The organism is Pigmentiphaga litoralis, assembly GCF_013408655.1.
Classification (GTDB): Bacteria; Pseudomonadota; Gammaproteobacteria; order Burkholderiales; family Burkholderiaceae_B; genus Pigmentiphaga; species Pigmentiphaga litoralis_A.
Window position 1 is genome coordinate 1,963,529 of the sequence record NZ_JACCBP010000001.1, and the last position, 18,741, is coordinate 1,982,269.

Genomic DNA, 18,741 nt, shown 5'->3' on the forward strand with positions numbered 1-18,741 from the left:
GGTCAGCGATACATGTAGTCGCGGCGGAAGGGATAGGCCTGCCCTGGCGGGCCATCCAGTTCGTCGCCCTTGACGCTGCCCTGCACCTGGCACAGCACCTGCTGCAGCGAGATCCAGCCCCGTTCGAACGCCATGGCGCAACCCGCCAGATACAGGCGGTACGCCCGTACCGCCTTGGCGCCCCGGCTGCCTTCCAGAATCCGATAGGCCTCGTCCAGCCGCGCTTCCAGGTTATCGCTCCACGCCCACAGGGTGCGTGCGTAATGGGGCCGCAGGTTTTCCAGGTCGACCGCTTCCAGGCCGCCATCGCTCAGCGATTCGAGCACCCGGCTGGCATGCACCAGTTCGCCGCCCGGGAATATGTATTTTTCGATGAAATCGCCCATGCCGCTGCCCAGCTGGCTGTTGCTCGTACCGCCCGCGGTAATCCCGTGGTTCAGCACCAGCCCCCCCGGGCGAAGCAGGCGGCGGATCTTGGAAAAATAGCTTTTCAGATAGACCTGCCCGACATGTTCGAACATGCCGACCGACGCAATCTTGTCGAATGACCGGGATTCATCCAGATCCCGATAATCGAGCAGCATCATCCGCACGCGGCCCGACAGGCCTTTTTCCTCGATCAGACGGGTGACGTGCGCATGCTGATTCCTGGACAGCGTAATCCCGGTGGCATCCACCCCATAATGCTCGGCCGCCCACAGCAGCAGACCGCCCCACCCTGCCCCGATATCCAGAAATCGCTCGCCGGCTTGCAGGTCGAGCTTGCGGCAGATGTGATCCAGTTTGGCTTCCTGCGCCTGCGCCAGATCCATATTGGAATCCCGGTAATACGCGCAGGAATACACGCGGCGCGGGTCCTGCCATAGCGCATAGAACGCTTCGGACAGGTCATAGTGGAATTCGATCTGGCGTGCATCGTGTTCACGCGTGTGCCGGATGATCGACACGCCCCGCTTTCCAACGGCGGAAAACCAATTGCGATTGCCGCTGGCAACAGGCGATTCATGCAGCATGCCGGCGGCGGCCGCCATCACGTCTCGCATGGTGCCCTGGATGTCAATGCGGCCTTCCACATAGTCGGCGCCCAATTCGCCAACGCGGCCACGCACCAGGTGCGACAGGGATCGCAAGGTCTTGGTGGTGAAGCGGACTTTGGCGTTGTCGGGGCCAAGGCGGCCCCCATCGGGAAGGGTGATTTGAACAGGAACAGGCAATGCGGCGAGCTGGCGCTCGGCATGGGAAAAAAGCGCGTTCATTCAATGATTCCGAGTAGCTTCGGCCGCCGGGTTCCAGCGAGCCGAGGGGGGAAGGCACTCGACCTGATCAAAAGCGGACCGGAGGTCCTTGTGCCGCGTCGTTGATCAATCTCACTAACAACTTACCAATTATCTTAAGCCCGACACCCCGGAAACTACGTATAAATCCTTGACGCGCTTAGGGACAAACACAACTCAACCGCGAAGGCTCATCGGGCGGTATCCCCCGCGTTACGCCTCACCCCGCCTTACGCTTTGGCGTCAAGGTTTCGCGTACAACCCGTACGGCCGCGTCGCCATCGGTCAACCAGGCTTCCTGATCCTGCACGGTGCACTGCACTTGCATGGATCGTTTGGCCAGCAGGCCAATATCCCGTGATTGCTCGACCGGCAGCCGATACACCGTCAGATTATCCAGACGTTCGAGTTTGGCGCGGTGCTTGGCCCACCACGCATCGGCCGTGCGGCCATAGGCATACACGATGACCTCATCCGCGCGCGAACAGGCTTTGCGCACCCATTTTTCATCCGGCAATCCGACCTCAATCCAAAGCTGTATTGCGCCAGTCAGATCTTTAATCCAGAGATCAGGTTCTTCGTCATTACTCAATCCCTGGCCGAATACCAGATATTCATTTGCGTGCAGGGCGAACGCCAGCAGCCGCACCATCATGCGTTCGGAAGTTTCCGAAGGATGCTGGGCGAGCACGAGGGCATGGTCCGCGTAGTAGTGCCTGTCCATGTCAGCAACCTGCAAGGCTGCTTTATATACCACCGAACCTAGAGCCATAAATCCATTACACAGTGGACCTTCGGCCAATGCGAAAGTCTTAGGGTTGACATACTTTCCGATACTCACGCAGTAATCGACAGGACAAATTATTTTCTTATCGATTGCAATGCTTGAACTTTGCGGCTTAAATACTATCTATTCTGCAGACATTTACCCACACCACCGCGCACTGATTGATTGCCGCCTGCTTTCAGACGCATCATTCGGCGCATGTTACGCGCGTGTTCACTCCATCGGATAAAAATGCCCAAAGAAACCTACCTCGCCTTGCAGGCTCAGATCAAAAGGCTCCAGGACAAGGCAGAGTCCGTCCGCGTCAAGCAACGCCAGCCGGTCATCGCGTCCATTGTCCGCTCGATGCATGATTATTCCATCACGCTCGACGAACTCAAGAATGCGATTGCCAAGGGCGTGCCCACCACGCGCAAAAGCCCGGGCCGTCCTGCTGCCGCCAAGGGCGCTGCCAAGCCTGCACGCCAGGTCGCGCCAAAATATCGCCATCCGGATACCGGCGACACCTGGACCGGCCGCGGCAAACCCCCACGCTGGCTGGTTGCCGCCGAAGCGTCGGGCGCCGAGCGTGACAGCTTCCTGATCAAGGACTGATCCCGCCGCACGCTGCCAACGCACATCGGCAGCCGCGACTGCATTCAGGCTCAAGGCGCACTTCGGTGCGCCTTTTAGCTGGGCGCGCCGTGTTAACTGGGCTCGCCTTCTGGCTGGGACGCTTTCCATTACGTATTACGTACGCAATATCTGCTCACCGCGTAGTGGATTGACGGTTGATGCCGCCGGATTATGCCATCAAGCGTGCAAGACCCGCAGGCTGCATACGCAGCGAATAATGCTGCATCGTTTGTCAGAGTTTACCTCCACGCGCTTACTGCATTTGGATGAGGCCCTTACAAGACCGTACTTGGACAAGGGCTTTTCCATGCTATATTTACATACATACACGTATGTATATTTGAGCTTCGGGCGGGCGCAGTCGGCCTTCGAAGCACCGCTGCATCGCTATCTTCCTGCCCCGCTACGCAGGAAACGACATGAATCCGCCCCGTCGCATCGGGCGGCAAGGCTTAACGCATGGTACGCAAGACCAAGGAAGAGGCGCTCGAGACCCGGGCGCGCATTCTTGCCACGGCTGAACAGATTTTCAGCGAGCAGGGCGTGGCCCACACGTCGCTGCAAGATATCGCGGTGGCCGCCAACGTCACGCGCGGCGCCATCTATTGGCACTTCAAGAACAAGATCGACCTGCTCGATGCGATGGTGCAGCGGGTCAAGACGCCCATGGAAGAAGGGCTGCGCCGCAGCAGTGACGTCAGTGCGTCCGATCCCTTGGGTCAGCTGCGCCAAAGCGCGACGGAAACGCTGAATCTGGTGCGTGAGGATCCCAGCGCGCGCCGCGTCTGTGAAATCCTGATTTTCAAGTGCGAATATGTGGCCGAAACGATCGACCTGCAGCGGCGCCACCATGAAGACCGTAATAATTCATTGGCACACTACGAAGCGGCATTCCGGAATGCCATGGCGCGCAATCAACTGACCGAGGCCGTTGACCCCCGTCATGCTGCGATTGGTTTTCACGCCATGCTGTACGGCATATTGATGGATTGGCTTCTGGCGCCAGAAGAGTTCGACCTGACAGTGGTGGGCACCAATATGGTTGATACCTTCATTGCCGGGCTGAAGAATACCCGCCCGTAATGACAAAAGCCCGACAGGATGTCCTGTCGGGCTTTTTACTTGGGTCTTCTACTTACGCGCCTGATTAACGCCGGTTCTCCAGCTCGTAATTCACCTGGCGCACCTGCCCATTCGTATCGGGGAACCGGTCGAATATCGCGCGAACCAGATACGGCATGATCTCGGGCAACGAGCCGCCCGATCCGGTATTGACCGCCGTCGATTCATAGACCTTGGCGTTGTTTTGCGCGGCGTCGCGAATCTCTACCTTCAAGTTGGCGCGCGACGCATCCATCGTCGTGGACGACCACGTCTGCGGATACGGTGCGCCCCCAAAGGGCACGCCGAAGCCAAAGCCACCGCCCCGACGGCCGCCGAAGCCGCCATACCCATAGCCATACGGGCCCCACGGCGAATAGAAGGGATCGTACTGACGTTCCACCCTGACCTGCACCGGCTCGACGCCGTATCTCATGGTGATCAGGAAACGCGCCTGGGCGCCGGGCTTGGCCTCGACGATACCCACCGGGCTGATTGCCGTGCGCAGCAGGTCGGCATATTGCCGATATTCCAGGCTGTCCTGCTGCTCGGTGGTCGGCGTCAGTTTGTAGGTGGCCCCCGGCGCGTCGGCGGGCCATTGCTGGAATGTGGTTACCCGTGCCGGCAAGGTCGAGGCGCAACCCGCCAGGACCAGCACCGCGCCAAGCTTGACCGCCCATCCAGCGCCCCGGCGCAACGACCGCAGCGCGGCGCCCGTGTCTGACGAATAATTACATTTGAACATCGACATATTTGCTTCCGGAGAAAAGTCGGGAACGTGTTTTTTACTACTATAGGCTTCTGACCCGGATTATCCTCCCGGGTTCACTTGCCTCGGCCAGATACCGTAGGCGGCTGGGTTTACCTGTCCACCGCCCGTACAATCCCCGTCGCAACTCGCATTCCTGTCCTTCCGACTCCCGTCATTTTCTCCGGTCAAGAATTCCTATGCGCACCGATAGCCCCGTCACGATCAGCCGCCAGAGTTACCGCCCCTACCCTTTCGAGGTCACGGCGGTGCATCTGGACTTCGACCTGGATCCGGCCAGCACGCTTGTCACGTCCCGTCTGTCCTTGCATCGCAAGGAAGCCAACGCGCCGCTCGTGCTGGACGGCGAAGAGCTGGACCTGGTGTCGATCAAGGTGGATGGCCAGTTGCTGGACGCGTCGCGCTACGAAGTCGGCGAACACGGCCTGACGATTCACGGATTGGGCCAGACGGTCGAACTGGAAATCGCCAACCGGTGTTCGCCCCAGGCGAATTCGACCCTGATGGGTCTATATGTGTCCAACGGGGTGTTCTTCACGCAGTGCGAAGCCGAGGGCTTCCGGCGCATCACCTACTTTCCAGACCGCCCCGACGTCATGTCTCGGTTTACTGTGACCCTGCGCGCGGCCAAGGCCGAATTTCCGGTGCTGCTGTCCAACGGCAACCTGATCGGCCAGACCGATCTGCCTGATGGCCGGCACGAAGCGCAGTGGGAAGACCCGTTCATGAAGCCCTGCTACCTGTTTGCATTGGTGGCGGGCAAGCTGACCTGGCGCGAGTCTCGGGTCAACACCCAGTCGGGCCGGGAAGTGCTGCTGCAGGTCTACAGCGATCCGGGCAACGAGAACAAGACCCAGTTTGCGCTGGAATCGCTGGAACGCGCGCTGCGCTGGGACGAAACCCGCTTTTCGCTGGAACTGGACCTGGACCGCTTCATGATCGTGGCGGCGCGCGACTTCAATATGGGCGCGATGGAAAACAAGGGCCTGAACGTGTTCAACGCGGCCTATGTGCTGGCGGACCCCGACAGCGCCACCGACGCGAACTACGGCGCGATCGAAGCCGTGATCGGCCACGAATACTTCCATAACTGGACCGGCAATCGCGTGACCTGCCGCGACTGGTTCCAGCTCAGCTTGAAAGAAGGGCTGACCGTGTTCCGCGACCAGGAATTCACGGCCGACATGATGGCGACCGGCCTGGACGAAACGGCGGCCGCAAGCGCGCGCACCGTCAAGCGGATCGACGACGTGGTGACGCTGCGCGCCGCGCAATTCCCCGAAGATGCGGGCCCCATGGCCCACCCGATCCGCCCGGAAAGCTATCAGGAAATCGGCAACTTCTACACGGCGACCGTGTACGAGAAGGGTTCCGAAGTCATCCGCATGCAGCAGACGCTGCTGGGCCCCGACGGCTTCAACGAGGGGCTGGCCGAATACTTCCGCCGCCATGATGGGCAGGCCGTGACCTGCGACGACTTCGTGGCCGCCATGGAATCGGTCTATCAGAAGACCCATCCGGGCCGTGACCTGAGCGTGTTCCGCCACTGGTACAGCCAGGCCGGCACGCCGCGGGTCAAGGTCGACATGCGCTATGACGACGCCACGCGCCGCTGCACCTTGCGCCTGACGCAATCGTGCGCGCCGGTGGGTGTCGAGCGCCTGGCCGGCATTGCCGTCAAGCCGCCGCTGCACATCCCGTTTTCCATGGGCCTGCTGGACGCCGACGGCAAGGCGTTGCCGCTCAAGCTCGCGGGCAGCGATGCCGCCGCATCCGACAGCTGCCTGCTGGAACTGACGACCGAAACTGCCGAGTGGGTGTTCGAAGACATTCCGAGCCGTCCGGTGCCGTCGCTTCTGCGCGACTTTTCGGCGCCTGTGATCGTCGAGTACGACTTCAGCGATGCCGAACTGGCGCTGCTGATGGCGCACGACACCAACGCCTTTGCCCGCTGGGAAGCCGGTCAGCAACTGGCGACGCGCCAGATCCTGGCCGCGACCGACGCCGTGCGCGGTGGCCAGCCTGCCAGCCTGTCGGACAGTTTTGTCGAGGCTTGGCGGTCGGTGCTGACGGCGACCGACCTGGATGCCGCCTACCGTGCGCGCGCCCTGGCGCTGCCTGCCGAAAAGACGCTGGCCGAACGCATGACCGAAGTCGACCCGATTGCCCTGGCGACGGCGCGCGACCACCTGCGCGCCGAACTGGGCCGCCGCCTGGCCGCCGATTGGCAAGCCGCCGTCGACGCCAACCAGACGCCGGGCGAGTATTCACCGGACCCGATTGCTGCCGGCAAGCGCGCCATGAAGAACCTGGCCCTGGCTTTCCTGCTGGCCGGCGGCGCTCCGCAAGCCGAAGCGCAAGTCAGCGAGCAATATGCGTCGTCGAAGAACATGACCGACCGCATGGCCGCACTGTCGGCGCTTGTAAACTTTGGTCCGCGTGAAGCCGCCAACACGGCGCTGGCCGACTTCTTCGAGCGTTATCAAAGCGATCCGCTGTCGGTCGACAAGTGGTTCACGCTGCAGGCCACGAGCCGCCACACCGATGTGGAAACCGTGAATGGCCTGATGGTGCATCCGGCCTTCACGCTGCGCAATCCGAACCGTGCGCGGTCGCTGGTGTTCCAGTTCTGCCTGAACAACCCGTACGGCTTCCATCGCCCCGACGGCAGCGGCTACCGCTACTGGGCCGAGCAGGTGCTGGCCCTGGATCGCCTGAACCCCGAAATTTCCGCGCGGCTGGCCCGTGCCATGGATCGCTGGATCCGGTACGTGCCGGCGCTGAGCGCCCAGATGAAGCAGGCGCTCGAGGATGTCCGCAATCATCCCGGGCTGTCGCGCAACGTCACTGAAATCGTTTCAAAAGCCCTGGAGATCTCCGCATGAAGCGCAAGACGCTTACCCAGTTCCTGATCGAGCAGCAACGCGACAAAGCCGCGCTGCCGTCAGAAGTTCGCCTCCTTATCGAAATCGTTGCCCGCGCCTGCAAGGCGATCGGTCATGCCGTTGGCAAGGGCGCGCTTGGCGGCGTCCTGGGCAGCCTGGAAAGCGAAAACGTGCAAGGCGAAGTGCAGAAGAAGCTCGACGTGCTGTCGAACGAAATCCTGCTGGAAGCCAATGAATGGGGCGGCCACCTTGCGGCCATGGCCTCGGAAGAGATGGAAACCATCCACCTGATTCCGAACCGCTATCCCAAGGGCGAATACCTGCTGCTGTTCGATCCTTTGGATGGCTCGAGCAACATCGACGTGAACGTGTCGATCGGCACCATCTTTTCGGTGCTGCGCGCGCCCGACGAAGCCGCCGGCCGCGAAGTCACGGAACAGGACTTCCTGCAGGCCGGCAGCAAGCAGGTCGCCGCCGGCTACGCCGTGTATGGCCCGCAGACCATGCTGGTGCTGACGGTGGGTTCGGGCGTGCACAGCTTCACGCTGGACCGCGAACTGGGTTCGTGGGTGCTGACGCAGTCGGACATCCAGATCCCGGCCGACACCAAGGAATTCGCGATCAACATGTCCAACATGCGCCACTGGGCCCCGCCCGTGAAGCAGTATGTGGATGAGTGCCTGGCTGGCAAGACCGGCCCGCGCGGCAAGGACTTCAACATGCGCTGGGTGGCCTCGATGGTTGCCGACGTGCATCGCATCCTGAGCCGCGGTGGCGTGTTCCTGTACCCGTGGGACGCCCGCGAACCCGGCAAGCCGGGCAAGCTGCGCCTGATGTACGAAGCCAACCCGATGAGCATGCTGGTCGAGCAGGCCGGCGGCGCGGCCACCAACGGCACGCAGCGCATCCTGGACATCCAGCCCAGCGCCCTGCATGAACGCGTCAGCGTGATCCTCGGGTCCAAGACCGAAGTGGACCTGGCGACGAAGTACCACCTGGAAGCCAAGGGCTGATCGTCAGCCGCTTGCTTTGATGTGGTGTGAAAAACCCGGCCTTGGCCGGGTTTTTTGCTTTTTGTCCAGAATGACAGACTGTCAGCGCCGCAGCAACGCCTCGGCGGCTACCCTCTGCGGGTGTTCAAAGGCCGGGGCGAAATCGTCGAGTTCGCTCGCACGCAAGCCTACGTCTCGACTGCAGGCAATCTGTCGCCAGCCCTTCACCGCCGAGACCACCTCGGCGATGACCTTCAACGCTTGGGTGTCGTCCAGGCCGAAGTAAGGCGCGCGGGCCAACAAGACGGCTACATCGGTCACGGGGCCGTCTTGTTCGGACAGCCAGGTCTTGGACTCTCGCTCCTTATCGGGGAACGGGTTCACATCAAATGCGGGTGCCATTCGCCAAAGGCCACGATCCCGATGCAGGAAGCCATGATTCTGCAGGTGGTCATCGACGTTGGTAATCAACAGGTTGAACAGCATTCGGCGCCAGAGCTGCCGGACATCCTCTGCAGGCGCGTAACCCACCGAGCGAATCGCATCGGCAATCTCGGTGTAGCTGCGTTCGTCCTCACGCGAGGCCTGCAACATCGAGGCTGCCGACTGGTAAGGAATGCGCGCGTCATCGGCGTCCCGGTCAAAGCGGCGAATGACCGCCACCGGTACGTCGGCCAAGGTCACGACGCGTGCGGCCGCTGCGTCGATACCGGCCTGATGCGCGAGTTTGAGGGCAAGCACTTCACCCCTAGTGACGCTGCGCGTGTCGTTGACGCTCGGGAACTTGCCGATGGCCAGAAAGCCGTCTTCGTCCACGACAGTGCATTTGGGCCGCATCCCGCCCAGCGACGTTCCTTTTCCCTGAAGGTAGCGAAGGTCTTCAGCAGTCTCCTGGCCACGCTCGACGGCGCGACTGGCTTCGAAGATGGATCCAAGATCAATTAGCGGTGGTGTATTGCGGCGGCCCTGGGGTACCGAGCGGTGCCAAGCGTGGTCGCCATCATGCAAACGCAATGCGCCGACGCGACTGAAATCGTCGACAGCAAGCAGGTAATCGAGTTCGGTCAACGCTGGCAGACTGGCGTCGTGTTGACGACGCTTGGCATGATCACGAGCGATCACACGGCGCCCCCAGGCATCGGGCGCGGTGTCCGCAAAGGCGCCGTGGAAGGTGGAATCATGGGCCGACGCCGCCTTGTGCGCTTGGTGACCCGGTACCCACGCAAGATCCGCCGATATGCTGAATCCGGCGGTATTCGCCAACCAGGCGGAGTCGTATGCGAAGGCGCAGTGTTCGCGCCGGCCTTGCCTGACGTAGGTCAGGGTCCCCAGCGACGCGTCGGCCTTGCCAAGGCAGACCTGCACTTGGCGACGGAGGGCAGCCGTGGCGCTGCTCATCACAAAGCGCCTGATCGATGACCTGCCGTGCGTCGCACGCGCTTGGGTACCTGCTCGTCCATCAGCGTCAAACCGATGTCGTCGTTGGGCGTGTCCAGCACATCCTCCAGCGCACGGATTTCCCCGAACACGTGAAGTGCCCGCGCAAAAAAGTGAATTGGCACGCGGGGATCGCCCTGCTCCATTCGGCGCACGGTAGAGACCGATGCGCCCATACGTTCGGCTAACGACGCTTGCGAAATATGGCGACGGCGGCGGGCCAGCGAGATGTCCCCGCCAAGTTTGCGCAGGGCGCGTTCAACGGGTGCGGGAAGGGGAAGTTCCATGGTGCTGAATCCTGGGGACGGATCGCAGGTGAATGGCGTGCAGTGAACCTTGCACGCGACCGGCACTTGCTATGCGCACCATTCTAGCTGAAACCCAAGCTCCACACTTTAAACGTTCCAACGAGATCTCTTAAACAACTTAAGTGTTCTCAACAGAACATTAATAAGCTCCATCATCCCAGTCCAATCAACCGCTCCAATTGTCCATCGTCGTCCAGCAGGCCGGCGCTGTCGCCTTCGAACACGATGCGGCCCCGGTCCATCACCACGGCTTTTTTCGTCAGGCCCAGCGCCACGTGGGCGTGCTGTTCGACCAGGATCACCGTCATGTCGCCGGTAGCGCACATGGCGGTGATGGCGGACACCAGCTCGTCGACAATGACGGGGGCCAGGCCTTCCAGGGGCTCGTCGAGCAGGAGCAGCTTGGGATCTAGCATTAGCGCGCGGGCAATGGCGAGCATCTGCTGTTCGCCGCCCGACAACTGGTTGCCCAGGTTGTGCTCGCGTTCCTTGATGCGGGGGAACAATTGGTGGATCCGGTCCAGGGTCCAGGCGCCGCCCCGGGCGGTGGTCAGCAGGTTTTCCTTCACGGTCAATGACGGGAAGATCCAGCGTTCCTGCGCAACCCAGCCGATGCCCAGGCCGGCACGGCGATGCGGCGCGACGCGGGCCAGGTCCGCGCCGCGCCAGCGCACGGCCCCGCCGCGCATGACGGTGGCGCCCATGATGGTGGAGATGAGCGTGGTCTTGCCGACGCCATTGCGGCCCAGCAGCGCCAGGCTCTCGCCTTCATGCACGGTCAGGCTCAGGTTTTCAAGAATCGTGGCGCGGTCGTAGCCGGCGCTGATCCGGTCGAACTCCAACAGTGCGGTGCTCATCGCCGGCCTCCTTTGCCCAGGTAGACCGTCTTGACGTCGGGGTTCGCCGAAATGTCTTCGGGCGTGCCTTCGGCCATGACGGCGCCGGCAACCAGCACCGTGATGCGGGTGGCAAAACGGAAAACCAGATGCATGTCGTGTTCGATGAAAAGCAGCGCCATGTCGGCGGGCAGGTTGCCGATGACCTCGAACAGTTCGGCGCTTTCGGATGACGGGATACCGGCGGCCGGTTCGTCCAGCAGCAGCACGCGCGGCCGCAACGCCAGCGAGACGGCGACTTCAAGAATGCGTTGCTGGCCATAGGGCAGCATGCGGGTGGGCGTGTGCGCGACCGCCGTCAATCGCAACTGCGCCAGGATGGCGGACGCTTCATCCAGCGCGGCGGTGTAGGCGCCCGTGCGCCGCCACCATTGCCCGGTGACGCCATCGCGTTCGCAAATGGCCAGGGTGACGGACTGGTGCGGCGTCAGTTGCGGGAAAAGCGAGTTGATCTGGAAGGTACGCACCAGACCGCGCTTGACGCGCTGGTCAGGGCGCAAGGACGTAATGTCTTCACCCAGCAGATCGATGCGCCCGGCCGACGCGGGCAACGCGCCGGTCAGCAGGTTGATGAAGGTCGTCTTGCCGGCGCCGTTCGGGCCGATCAGGGCATGGCGTGCGCCCGCGGGCAGCGCAAAGTCGACGGACTGGGTGACCTTCAGAGATCCAAAGGACTTGGTGAGGCCGGAGGTCTGCAGCGCGAGGGTCATGGCCGGACCTCCTTTGACGCTCCGCCCCACTCCCTCAGTCCTCGCAGTCCACCGAGCACGCCGCCCGGCGCGAACAGCACCACCAGCACCATGACGCCGCCGATGCCAAGCTGCCAGTATTCGGGATTGATGTCGGACAGCATGTCGCGCGCGATCATGAATACCGCGGCGCCCACCAATCCGCCATACCGATGACCGGCACCGCCGAGCACCAGCATGATCAGCACTTCGGCCGACAAGGTGAAGCTGAGCGTTTCCAGGGCGACGAACTGCGTGGTCTGCGCCAGCAGGCCGCCCGCGATGCCCGCAAAGATGGCGGCGATCGTATAGGCCTTGCGCAGGCGCGCACTGCCCGGCGTGCCGATGGCCGCCATGCGTTGCGGGTTGTCGCGCAGACCCTGCAAGGCGAGGCCAAACGGCGAATCGATGATGCGCGTCAACACGATGAAACAGGCCAGCAGCACACCAAAGGCGTAGGCGAACGCGGTGTGTCCATAGAGATCGAAGGGAAAGAGACCGAACAGCGGCGCGATGACCATGCCTTGCAGGCCGTCATCGCCACCGGTCACATCGCGCAGTCGGCTTGCACCTTCGAAGATCAACAGACCAATGCCCAAGGTGACCATCAGCTGCGCCAGATGCCGCACCCGCACCACGACAAAGCCGGTCAGAAAGCCAAGCACGCCTGCGACCAGACCGGCGGCGGCCAGGCCGCTGAAAGGCTCGGTCCAGCCGTGCGTCGACAGCAGACCGGCCGTGTAGGCGCCCACGCCAAAGAATGCGGCGTGGCCCAAGGACAGCAGGCCCGCATAGCCGATCAGCAGGTCCAGCGACAACGCAAACAGCGCCGCCGCCGACACCTGGCTGGCCAGCACCAGATAGCTCGGAAAGAGCAGGAACACCAGCGCGGGCAGCGCCAGCCACAGCACGATTTCCCAGCCGCGGCGGCGCAGCCACCCCGGGGCCGCGCCGGGTGTGGACATCGTCCTCATGCACGTTTCCCCAGCAAGCCGTTCGGTCGCCACATGAGCAGTCCGACCATCACGGCGTAAATGATGAAGGCGCCGACTTGCGGCAGGTAGTACTTGCCAAACACGTCGAAAACGCCGACCAGACAGGCGGCCAGCAGCGTGCCGCTGACGGAGCCCAATCCGCCCACCGACACCACGATCAGGAAGAAGACCAGGTACTTGAGCGGAAAGCTGGGATCAAGGCCCAGGATCTGGATCCCCAGCGCGCCGCCCAGCCCGGCCAGGCCACTGCCAAGCGCGAACGCGACGGCAAAAACGCCACCGACGTTGATGCCCAGACCGGTCGCCATGATCGGGTTGTCCACGGCCGCGCGCACCATGGCGCCGAAGCGCGTGCGTTCGATGCCCAGTACCACCGCCGCCGTCACCGCCACGCCCACGGCGATCAGGAACAGGCGATAGATGCCGAAGTCCAGGCCCATGACCCGGGTCTGGCCTTGCAGGAAATCCGGCAGCACCACGGGCTGCTGGCTGGGGCCGAAGATCCAGGTGATGCCGGCCACGGCCATGAAGGTCAGGCCGATGGTGAACAGCACCTGGTCCAGCGGCCCCCGCCGGTACAGGCGCCGGTACAGCACCCGTTCGACCAGCACGCTGGCCAGCGCGACGACCACGAAGGCCGCCGGCAGGGTCGCCAGGAACGGCCACCCTGCCTGCTGCATCAGCACGGTGGCCAGATAGCCGCCAAACATGGCGAAGGCGCCGTGGGCCAGATTCACGAACCCCATCAACCCCATCGTGACGGACAGCCCGATGCTGATCAGGAACAGCAGCATCCCATAGGCCAGTCCGTCGAACAGGATGCCCAATCCGACCGACATCATCGTCTACGCTCCGACATCAACCGGTTCAAGGGGCTTCTTTCTCGGGGTCTTTGACCTTTTCGAACTGATCGAACTCGACGTTCACCAGCTTGCCGTTCACCTTCTCGACACGGCGGATGTAGACGGTCTGCACGATGTCGCGCGTGGCCGGGTCGATGGCGATCGGGCCGCGCGGGCTTTCGAACGACACGCCCTTGAGGGCTTCCATGACCTTATCGCCATTCACATCGCCCTTGGTCTTGGCCAGGGCGGCGTCGAGCGCGGCCATCCCGTCGTACGCGGCCACGGCAAAGTAGCTCGGGCGCAGCTTGTCGCCGAACTGCGTGCTGAAGTCCTTGATGAACTTCTGGTTCTTGGGGGACGCATGGGCGTACGAGTAATGGTGGCTGGTGACGAGGCCCAGGGCGACGTCGCCGGTCGCGTCCAGATAGCTGTCATCGGTCGCTTCGCCCGTGGCGATCAGCTTGATGCCGGCTTCTTCCAGGCCGCGTTCCTTGAAGGCTTTCAGGAAGGCAGGCGGCTGGACACCCGACGGGAAGAAGATGAACACCGCTTGCGGCTTGTCGTCCTTGATGCGCTGGACGTAGGCCGAAAAGTCGGGGTTGTTCATGGGCGTGCGGACCGAGTTCACGATCTTGCCTCCGCCTGCCGTAAACGCCTTCTTGAAGGCGCTTTCGGCATCGACACCCGACGCGTAATCGGCCACGACGGTATAGACCTCTTTGATGCCGTTCTTGAGCGCCCACTGCGCCATCGGTGCGGACACCTGCTGCACCGTGAAGGACGTGCGCGCCACGTAAGGCGACCGGGTCGTGATGGCCGACGACGCGGCGTTCATGACGATGGTCGGGATCTTGGCTTCGGCCGCCACGGCGCCCACCGCATACGCGTTGGGGCTGAAGTCGATGCCGGCCAGGAAGTTGACCTTGTTGCGCACCACCAGTTCTTGCGCGAAGCGTTTGGCCAGGTCGGGCGCGGCGCCCGCCGTGTCCTTCTTGATGATCTCGACCTTGCGGCCGGCAAGCTTGCCGCCGTGTTCCTTCAGCCAGATGGCGATGCCGTTGTCGAACTGCTTGCCGTAGTCGGCATACGGGCCGGAATACGATGCGATGACACCGATGCGCAGCGTGTCGTCCGCGGCGTGCGCCGTCACGCTGGCCGCGCCAAATCCCACAGCGGATGCACATGCCAGCGCCATTGCCAGCTTGCTCTTGATCACCATATCAGCTCCATTGCAAAGGTTCCGCCTTGCGGCGAAGGGGTGTCGAGTATCAGGGATAAAACGTTCAGAAGGTGTCGAAGTATTCGCGTTGTTCCCAGTCGCTCACTTCCAGCTGGAAGCGTGCGATTTCGGCTTCCTTGATGTGGCAGAAGTAGTCGACAAAGCCGGCGCCCAGGCCTTCCACCAGACCTTCGTCGGCGCGCAGGCAATCGAGCGCTTCGCCCAGCGACCGCGGCAGGATGGGCGCTTCGGTTTCGTACGGCATGTCGGCCGACGGACCGGGATCCAGCTTGCGCCGCAAGCCGTCCAGCCCCGAAATGGCCTGCGACGCAAAGTACAGGTAGGGATTGGCAGCGGGTTCGCCGATGCGGTTTTCGATGCGGCTGGCCTTGTCGCCGACGCCGCCCAGCACCCGCAACATGGCGCCGCGGTTGTCGCGGCCCCAGATCGCGCGATCGGGCGCCAGCGAATACGGGCGATAGCGCTTGTAGCCGTTCAGGGTGGGTGTCGACAACGCAGTCGCGCCGCAAGCATGGGCGAGCAGACCGGCCAGGTACTGCTTGCCGATATCCGACAGCTGTTCGCCTTCCGTAGTCGGCATGAAGGCGTTGACGCCGTCCGACGTGCGCACCAGCGACTGATGCAGATGCCAGCCGCTCGACACCACGTTGGGGATCTTGGGGCGGCACATGAAGGTGGCGTGATAGCCGTGGCGGCGGCACACCTGCTTGACCGCGCTGCGGAACAGGATCATGGCGTCGGCCGTGGCCAGCGCATCATCAGGCGCAAAGGTGAATTCGAACTGGCTGGGGCCGAATTCGACTTCCAGCGATCGCAGCGGCAGGCCCAGTTGCTGCGCCGTGGTGCGCACCAGCTGCATGACATCGTCCATGCTGTCGTAGCGCAGCTCGGTCAGGTACTGATAACCGTGCGACAACAGTTCCACGTCGGGCGGCACGCCGGGCTGGCCCGGCTGGCCGGCGTCTTGCGGCTGCATATGATGCTGCGTCACCTTGAACACATGGCATTCGACTTCCAGCCCGGTGATCAGTCGATAACCCGCATCGGTCACGCCTTTGAGCGTGCGGCGAAACAGCTGGCGCGTGTCGAACGGGACAGGCTCGCCCGTCTGGAAATACGTATCGCACAGCAGCCATCCGGTGCCGGGCGCCCACGGCAGAACCTTGAACGTGGTGGGGTCGGCCACCATCAGCACGTCGGCCGCGCCCTGCATTTCGGGCCGGCTGAAACCGCCGCCGGTCGAAAACACCGGAAACACGGTACGGTGCGACGTGTCCTTCGCGAACATGGTGGTCGTGATGGTCACGCCACTGCGCAAGGCCTTGATGGCTTCCTGTGCGACCAGGGTCTTGCCGCGAAGGATGCCGTGCTGGTCGGGAAAGGAAAAGCGCACGGTGTCGATGCTGCCGCTTTCCAGTGCACTGACGACGTCGCGGGCCGCGGCGGACTGCACCGCCGACCAGAGTCCGAATTGCTCAACGAATGACATGGGAGACTCCGATCAGACTTTCGATGCCCATTCCGACGCATCGCGGCGCTTGCGGTCGGCGTCTTTCCAGTAATTGCCCCAGGTGTCGCCAGGCCCCACGCCGTCGATCGATGGCGGGCCGGTCATGGCCGACGCCTGTTCGGCATTCACCACCATCAGCGGTGTCTGGCCGGCTTCGGCTGCGTCGATGGCATCGGCCAGCAGGCGGCGGTACGCCACAATGCCCTTGTCGGTCGACCCCAGGTGTTCACGCGTGCGGTCCTGGATCTTGCCTTGCGATTCGACGGCCCACTGGTCATGCACGTTGATGTCGTGTCCCATGCCGGTGTAGGTATGCGCGCGCTGTTCGGCGCTGTCGTAGCCGTAATTGTTGAAGCGGCCCACGCGGGGCATGTAGTCGGGCAGCGTGTACAAGGCCAGGCGCTGGTCGCGCATCTGCTGCTTGTTCACGGGTGCGCCAAAGCTGGTGAAGATGGCGTACCAGTAGCAGCTGCCGTCATCGAGCGGCACGTGCCACTGCGCGATCGTCATTTCCGAACTCATCGGAATGATGAAGGCTTGCGGGAAGACCAGGTTGGTCACGCGCACGTGGGTCTGGTCGTCGGGCAGCTTGCGCAATGCCGTCAGCCGCAGGCCGTAGTCGACCGCGTCGATCTTGATTTCTGGGCGGTCGTATTCACGCAGCACCTTGGTGATGGGCATGGCCGAGTCGGCCGACGCGCCGCGGAACTGCTTGCCGTAGCTGGCTTCAGTGTCGCCGTCTTCAAAGAAGCGGTGCAGATAGGACGCGTGGGCCGGGTCGATGCCGACCTCGAGCGCCTGCAGCCAGTTGCAATCCAGGAAGCCCTTGAACGCAAAGGTGTACGCGTCGGGGGCAATGAAACAATCGAACGCCGGAAACGCAGGCGCCTCGCCGCCACCGATGTAGGCGAACAGCATGCCGCCCTTTTCCACCACGGGATAAGCGCCTTGCTTGACGCGTGTACAGAGCTTGCTGCCTTCGGGTTCGGCCGGCGTTTCAATGCAGTTGCCATTCACATCGAACAGCCAGCCATGGAACAGGCAGCGCACGCCGCCATCTTCCAGGCGGCCAAAGGCGAGGTCGGCATTGCGGTGCGGACAGTCCCGGTCCAGCATGCCGTAGCGGCCGGTGTCGTCGCGAAACACGATGAAGTCCTGGCCCAGCAGCTTGACCGGCTTGATGGGGCGGTCGCCTTCCAGTTCGTCCAGCAGGGCGACGGGTTGCCAGTATTGACGCAGCAAAGCGCCACCGGGAGTGCCCGGGCCGACCCGGGTAAGACGTTCGTTCTGGGCTGCGGTCATCATGGTTGAAAGCTCCTTGCCGGGGGACCTGGGCACACGCGTAAAGGGTGCGGTCCGTGAATGCATGCAGCATCCTAAATCCTGGATCCAGAGAAGTAAACAGGTTTTTCCGGGCGCGTAATTGGACGCCCTTCAGGAACGCTGTTTCAAGCACCTAAACGCTTGATATACCTGGGTATAACTGCCATTCTGGACACCTGTCACCGTCGTAGTGCCTGAAGCCGCTGTCTGCCCGATTCGGTGCGATCCGCACCAAACTGGATCCAGCTTTGTGCACGGCGCTACAATGCCTGTGTTCCTTGCCCCCGCCCCTCTGGAGACCCCTGTGGAATCACAACAGACCCGCGTTCTCGTGCAGCTTCGCGACCTGATCCTGAAGGGCGAATTTGCGCCGGGCGAGCGGCTTGCCGAGGTCCCGCTGGCCGAAAAACTGGGCGTATCGCGCACGCCCGTCCGGCTGGCGCTTGCCGCGCTGGAGCAGGAAGGCTTGATCGAACCGTCGCCTACCAATGGCTACATGATGCGGCGCTTCACACCCCGCGAAATCGCCGATTCGATCGCCGTACGCGGCCACCTGGAAGGCATGGCGGCGCGGCTGGTGGCCGAGCATGGCGTGTCGCGTCAGCTGTCGCTGGACTTGCGCAGCTGCCTGCGCGATGGCGACCGGGCCTTGAGCAAGTCCGGCATGAACTATGACGACTATGCGCTGTACGGCGCCATGAACGACCGGTTCCATCAGCTGATCGTGGACGCTGCCGGCAACTCGGCGCTGGCCCGCGCCATCGACATGAACAACCGCCTGCCCTTCGCGGCGCCCAGCACCATGCTGCCGATGCAGAACGCCGACAACGAACGCCAGCAGTGGATGGTGTACGCGCATCTGCAGCACCACACCCTGGTGCACGTGATGGAAAAAGGCGAAGGCGCGCGGGCGCAGGCGCTGATGCAGGAACACGTGAGCGTGGCGCAGATGAATCTGGACCACGCCCTTGAACAGCCCGAAACCGCGGCGCAGTTCCTGCCGGCGATGCGATTGATGTTCGGGCATCACTGACGC

17 protein-coding genes are annotated in these 18,741 nt (G+C 62.8%); 5 read left to right on the forward strand and 12 right to left on the reverse strand.

What is annotated here, in order from left to right:
- Positions 1-2 precede the first annotated feature (2 nt).
- Both HD883_RS08695 and HD883_RS08700 read right to left on the reverse strand, forming a co-directional pair.
- On the reverse strand, positions 3-1,256 hold the full coding sequence (locus HD883_RS08695; RefSeq protein WP_179586397.1) for an SAM-dependent methyltransferase: 1,254 nt from the start codon (positions 1,254-1,256) through the stop codon (positions 3-5).
- A 238-nt stretch (positions 1,257-1,494) separates the two neighbouring features.
- Positions 1,495-2,046, reverse strand: coding sequence for a YaeQ family protein (locus HD883_RS08700; protein WP_179588659.1), 552 nt, complete (start codon positions 2,044-2,046; stop codon positions 1,495-1,497).
- A 246-nt stretch (positions 2,047-2,292) separates the two neighbouring features.
- Here HD883_RS08700 and HD883_RS08705 point away from each other — a divergent pair, with 246 nt between their 5' ends.
- Positions 2,293-2,655 (forward strand): H-NS histone family protein, encoded by a 363-nt coding sequence (locus HD883_RS08705; protein WP_179586395.1) that lies wholly within the window; start codon positions 2,293-2,295, stop codon positions 2,653-2,655.
- 480 nt (positions 2,656-3,135) lie between these two features.
- Positions 3,136-3,759: a TetR family transcriptional regulator gene (locus HD883_RS08710; RefSeq protein ID WP_179586393.1), complete on the forward strand. Its 624-nt coding sequence runs from the start codon at positions 3,136-3,138 to the stop codon at positions 3,757-3,759.
- A gap of 64 nt (positions 3,760-3,823) precedes the next feature.
- On the opposite strand, the gene HD883_RS08715 is transcribed toward HD883_RS08710, so the two are convergent.
- Positions 3,824-4,528, reverse strand: a complete 705-nt coding sequence (locus HD883_RS08715; RefSeq protein WP_257022086.1) for a DUF4136 domain-containing protein — start codon at positions 4,526-4,528, stop codon at positions 3,824-3,826.
- 197 nt (positions 4,529-4,725) lie between these two features.
- On the opposite strand from HD883_RS08715, the gene pepN reads away from it, so the two are divergent.
- Together pepN and HD883_RS08725 are read left to right on the forward strand one after the other, a co-directional pair.
- Positions 4,726-7,431 (forward strand): aminopeptidase N, encoded by a 2,706-nt coding sequence (gene pepN, locus HD883_RS08720; protein WP_179586391.1) that lies wholly within the window; start codon positions 4,726-4,728, stop codon positions 7,429-7,431.
- Positions 7,428-8,444, forward strand: coding sequence for a class 1 fructose-bisphosphatase (locus HD883_RS08725; RefSeq protein ID WP_179586389.1), 1,017 nt, complete (start codon positions 7,428-7,430; stop codon positions 8,442-8,444). The genes pepN and HD883_RS08725 overlap by 4 nt, the downstream gene beginning before the upstream one ends.
- Before the next feature lie 81 nt (positions 8,445-8,525).
- On the opposite strand, the gene HD883_RS08730 is transcribed toward HD883_RS08725, so the two are convergent.
- The 9 genes from HD883_RS08730 to HD883_RS08770 all read right to left on the reverse strand — a co-directional run bounded on the left by HD883_RS08730 (position 8,526) and on the right by HD883_RS08770 (position 17,687).
- On the reverse strand, positions 8,526-9,821 hold the full coding sequence (locus HD883_RS08730; RefSeq protein ID WP_179586387.1) for a type II toxin-antitoxin system HipA family toxin: 1,296 nt from the start codon (positions 9,819-9,821) through the stop codon (positions 8,526-8,528).
- A complete protein-coding gene (locus tag HD883_RS08735) occupies positions 9,821-10,147 on the reverse strand; it encodes a helix-turn-helix domain-containing protein (RefSeq protein WP_179586385.1) in 327 nt (108 codons plus the stop codon). Before HD883_RS08735 ends, HD883_RS08730 begins: the two co-directional genes overlap by 1 nt.
- Positions 10,148-10,320: 173 nt before the next feature.
- Positions 10,321-11,025, reverse strand: coding sequence for an ABC transporter ATP-binding protein (locus tag HD883_RS08740; protein WP_179586383.1), 705 nt, complete (start codon positions 11,023-11,025; stop codon positions 10,321-10,323).
- Positions 11,022-11,774, reverse strand: a complete 753-nt coding sequence (locus tag HD883_RS08745; protein ID WP_179586381.1) for an ABC transporter ATP-binding protein — start codon at positions 11,772-11,774, stop codon at positions 11,022-11,024. Before HD883_RS08745 ends, HD883_RS08740 begins: the two co-directional genes overlap by 4 nt.
- Positions 11,771-12,766, reverse strand: coding sequence for a branched-chain amino acid ABC transporter permease (locus tag HD883_RS08750; RefSeq protein ID WP_179586379.1), 996 nt, complete (start codon positions 12,764-12,766; stop codon positions 11,771-11,773). The genes HD883_RS08745 and HD883_RS08750 overlap by 4 nt, the downstream gene beginning before the upstream one ends.
- A complete protein-coding gene (locus HD883_RS08755; RefSeq protein ID WP_179588657.1) occupies positions 12,763-13,626 on the reverse strand; it encodes a branched-chain amino acid ABC transporter permease in 864 nt (287 codons plus the stop codon). Before HD883_RS08755 ends, HD883_RS08750 begins: the two co-directional genes overlap by 4 nt.
- Before the next feature lie 28 nt (positions 13,627-13,654).
- Positions 13,655-14,851 carry an ABC transporter substrate-binding protein gene (locus HD883_RS08760; RefSeq protein ID WP_179586377.1) on the reverse strand — a complete coding sequence of 399 codons (1,197 nt, stop codon included), beginning with the start codon at positions 14,849-14,851 and terminating at the stop codon, positions 13,655-13,657.
- Positions 14,852-14,915: 64 nt separating this feature from the next.
- Positions 14,916-16,361, reverse strand: a complete 1,446-nt coding sequence (locus tag HD883_RS08765; RefSeq protein WP_179586375.1) for a glutamine synthetase family protein — start codon at positions 16,359-16,361, stop codon at positions 14,916-14,918.
- Positions 16,362-16,373: 12 nt separating this feature from the next.
- The gene (locus tag HD883_RS08770; protein ID WP_179586373.1) at positions 16,374-17,687 is read right to left on the reverse strand and encodes an aromatic ring-hydroxylating dioxygenase subunit alpha; all 1,314 of its coding nucleotides are present in this window, start codon (positions 17,685-17,687) and stop codon (positions 16,374-16,376) included.
- A 322-nt stretch (positions 17,688-18,009) separates the two neighbouring features.
- Between HD883_RS08770 and HD883_RS08775 the strand changes: the two genes are divergently transcribed.
- Positions 18,010-18,738, forward strand: coding sequence for a GntR family transcriptional regulator (locus tag HD883_RS08775; protein ID WP_179586371.1), 729 nt, complete (start codon positions 18,010-18,012; stop codon positions 18,736-18,738).
- Positions 18,739-18,741: the final 3 nt, after the last annotated feature.

What these genes read in the sequence shown, in the direction of transcription:
- HD883_RS08695 (WP_179586397.1), bottom strand. Translation starts at nt 1,256, where the DNA reads ATGAACGCGCTTTTTTCCCATGCCGAGCGCCAGCTCGCCGCATTGCCT.
- HD883_RS08700 (WP_179588659.1), bottom strand. Translation starts at nt 2,046, where the DNA reads ATGGCTCTAGGTTCGGTGGTATATAAAGCAGCCTTGCAGGTTGCTGAC.
- HD883_RS08705 (WP_179586395.1), top strand. Translation starts at nt 2,293, where the DNA reads ATGCCCAAAGAAACCTACCTCGCCTTGCAGGCTCAGATCAAAAGGCTC.
- HD883_RS08710 (WP_179586393.1), top strand. Translation starts at nt 3,136, where the DNA reads ATGGTACGCAAGACCAAGGAAGAGGCGCTCGAGACCCGGGCGCGCATT.
- HD883_RS08715 (WP_257022086.1), bottom strand. Translation starts at nt 4,528, where the DNA reads ATGTCGATGTTCAAATGTAATTATTCGTCAGACACGGGCGCCGCGCTG.
- pepN (WP_179586391.1), top strand. Translation starts at nt 4,726, where the DNA reads ATGCGCACCGATAGCCCCGTCACGATCAGCCGCCAGAGTTACCGCCCC.
- HD883_RS08725 (WP_179586389.1), top strand. Translation starts at nt 7,428, where the DNA reads ATGAAGCGCAAGACGCTTACCCAGTTCCTGATCGAGCAGCAACGCGAC.
- HD883_RS08730 (WP_179586387.1), bottom strand. Translation starts at nt 9,821, where the DNA reads ATGAGCAGCGCCACGGCTGCCCTCCGTCGCCAAGTGCAGGTCTGCCTT.
- HD883_RS08735 (WP_179586385.1), bottom strand. Translation starts at nt 10,147, where the DNA reads ATGGAACTTCCCCTTCCCGCACCCGTTGAACGCGCCCTGCGCAAACTT.
- HD883_RS08740 (WP_179586383.1), bottom strand. Translation starts at nt 11,025, where the DNA reads ATGAGCACCGCACTGTTGGAGTTCGACCGGATCAGCGCCGGCTACGAC.
- HD883_RS08745 (WP_179586381.1), bottom strand. Translation starts at nt 11,774, where the DNA reads ATGACCCTCGCGCTGCAGACCTCCGGCCTCACCAAGTCCTTTGGATCT.
- HD883_RS08750 (WP_179586379.1), bottom strand. Translation starts at nt 12,766, where the DNA reads ATGAGGACGATGTCCACACCCGGCGCGGCCCCGGGGTGGCTGCGCCGC.
- HD883_RS08755 (WP_179588657.1), bottom strand. Translation starts at nt 13,626, where the DNA reads ATGTCGGTCGGATTGGGCATCCTGTTCGACGGACTGGCCTATGGGATG.
- HD883_RS08760 (WP_179586377.1), bottom strand. Translation starts at nt 14,851, where the DNA reads ATGGTGATCAAGAGCAAGCTGGCAATGGCGCTGGCATGTGCATCCGCT.
- HD883_RS08765 (WP_179586375.1), bottom strand. Translation starts at nt 16,361, where the DNA reads ATGTCATTCGTTGAGCAATTCGGACTCTGGTCGGCGGTGCAGTCCGCC.
- HD883_RS08770 (WP_179586373.1), bottom strand. Translation starts at nt 17,687, where the DNA reads ATGATGACCGCAGCCCAGAACGAACGTCTTACCCGGGTCGGCCCGGGC.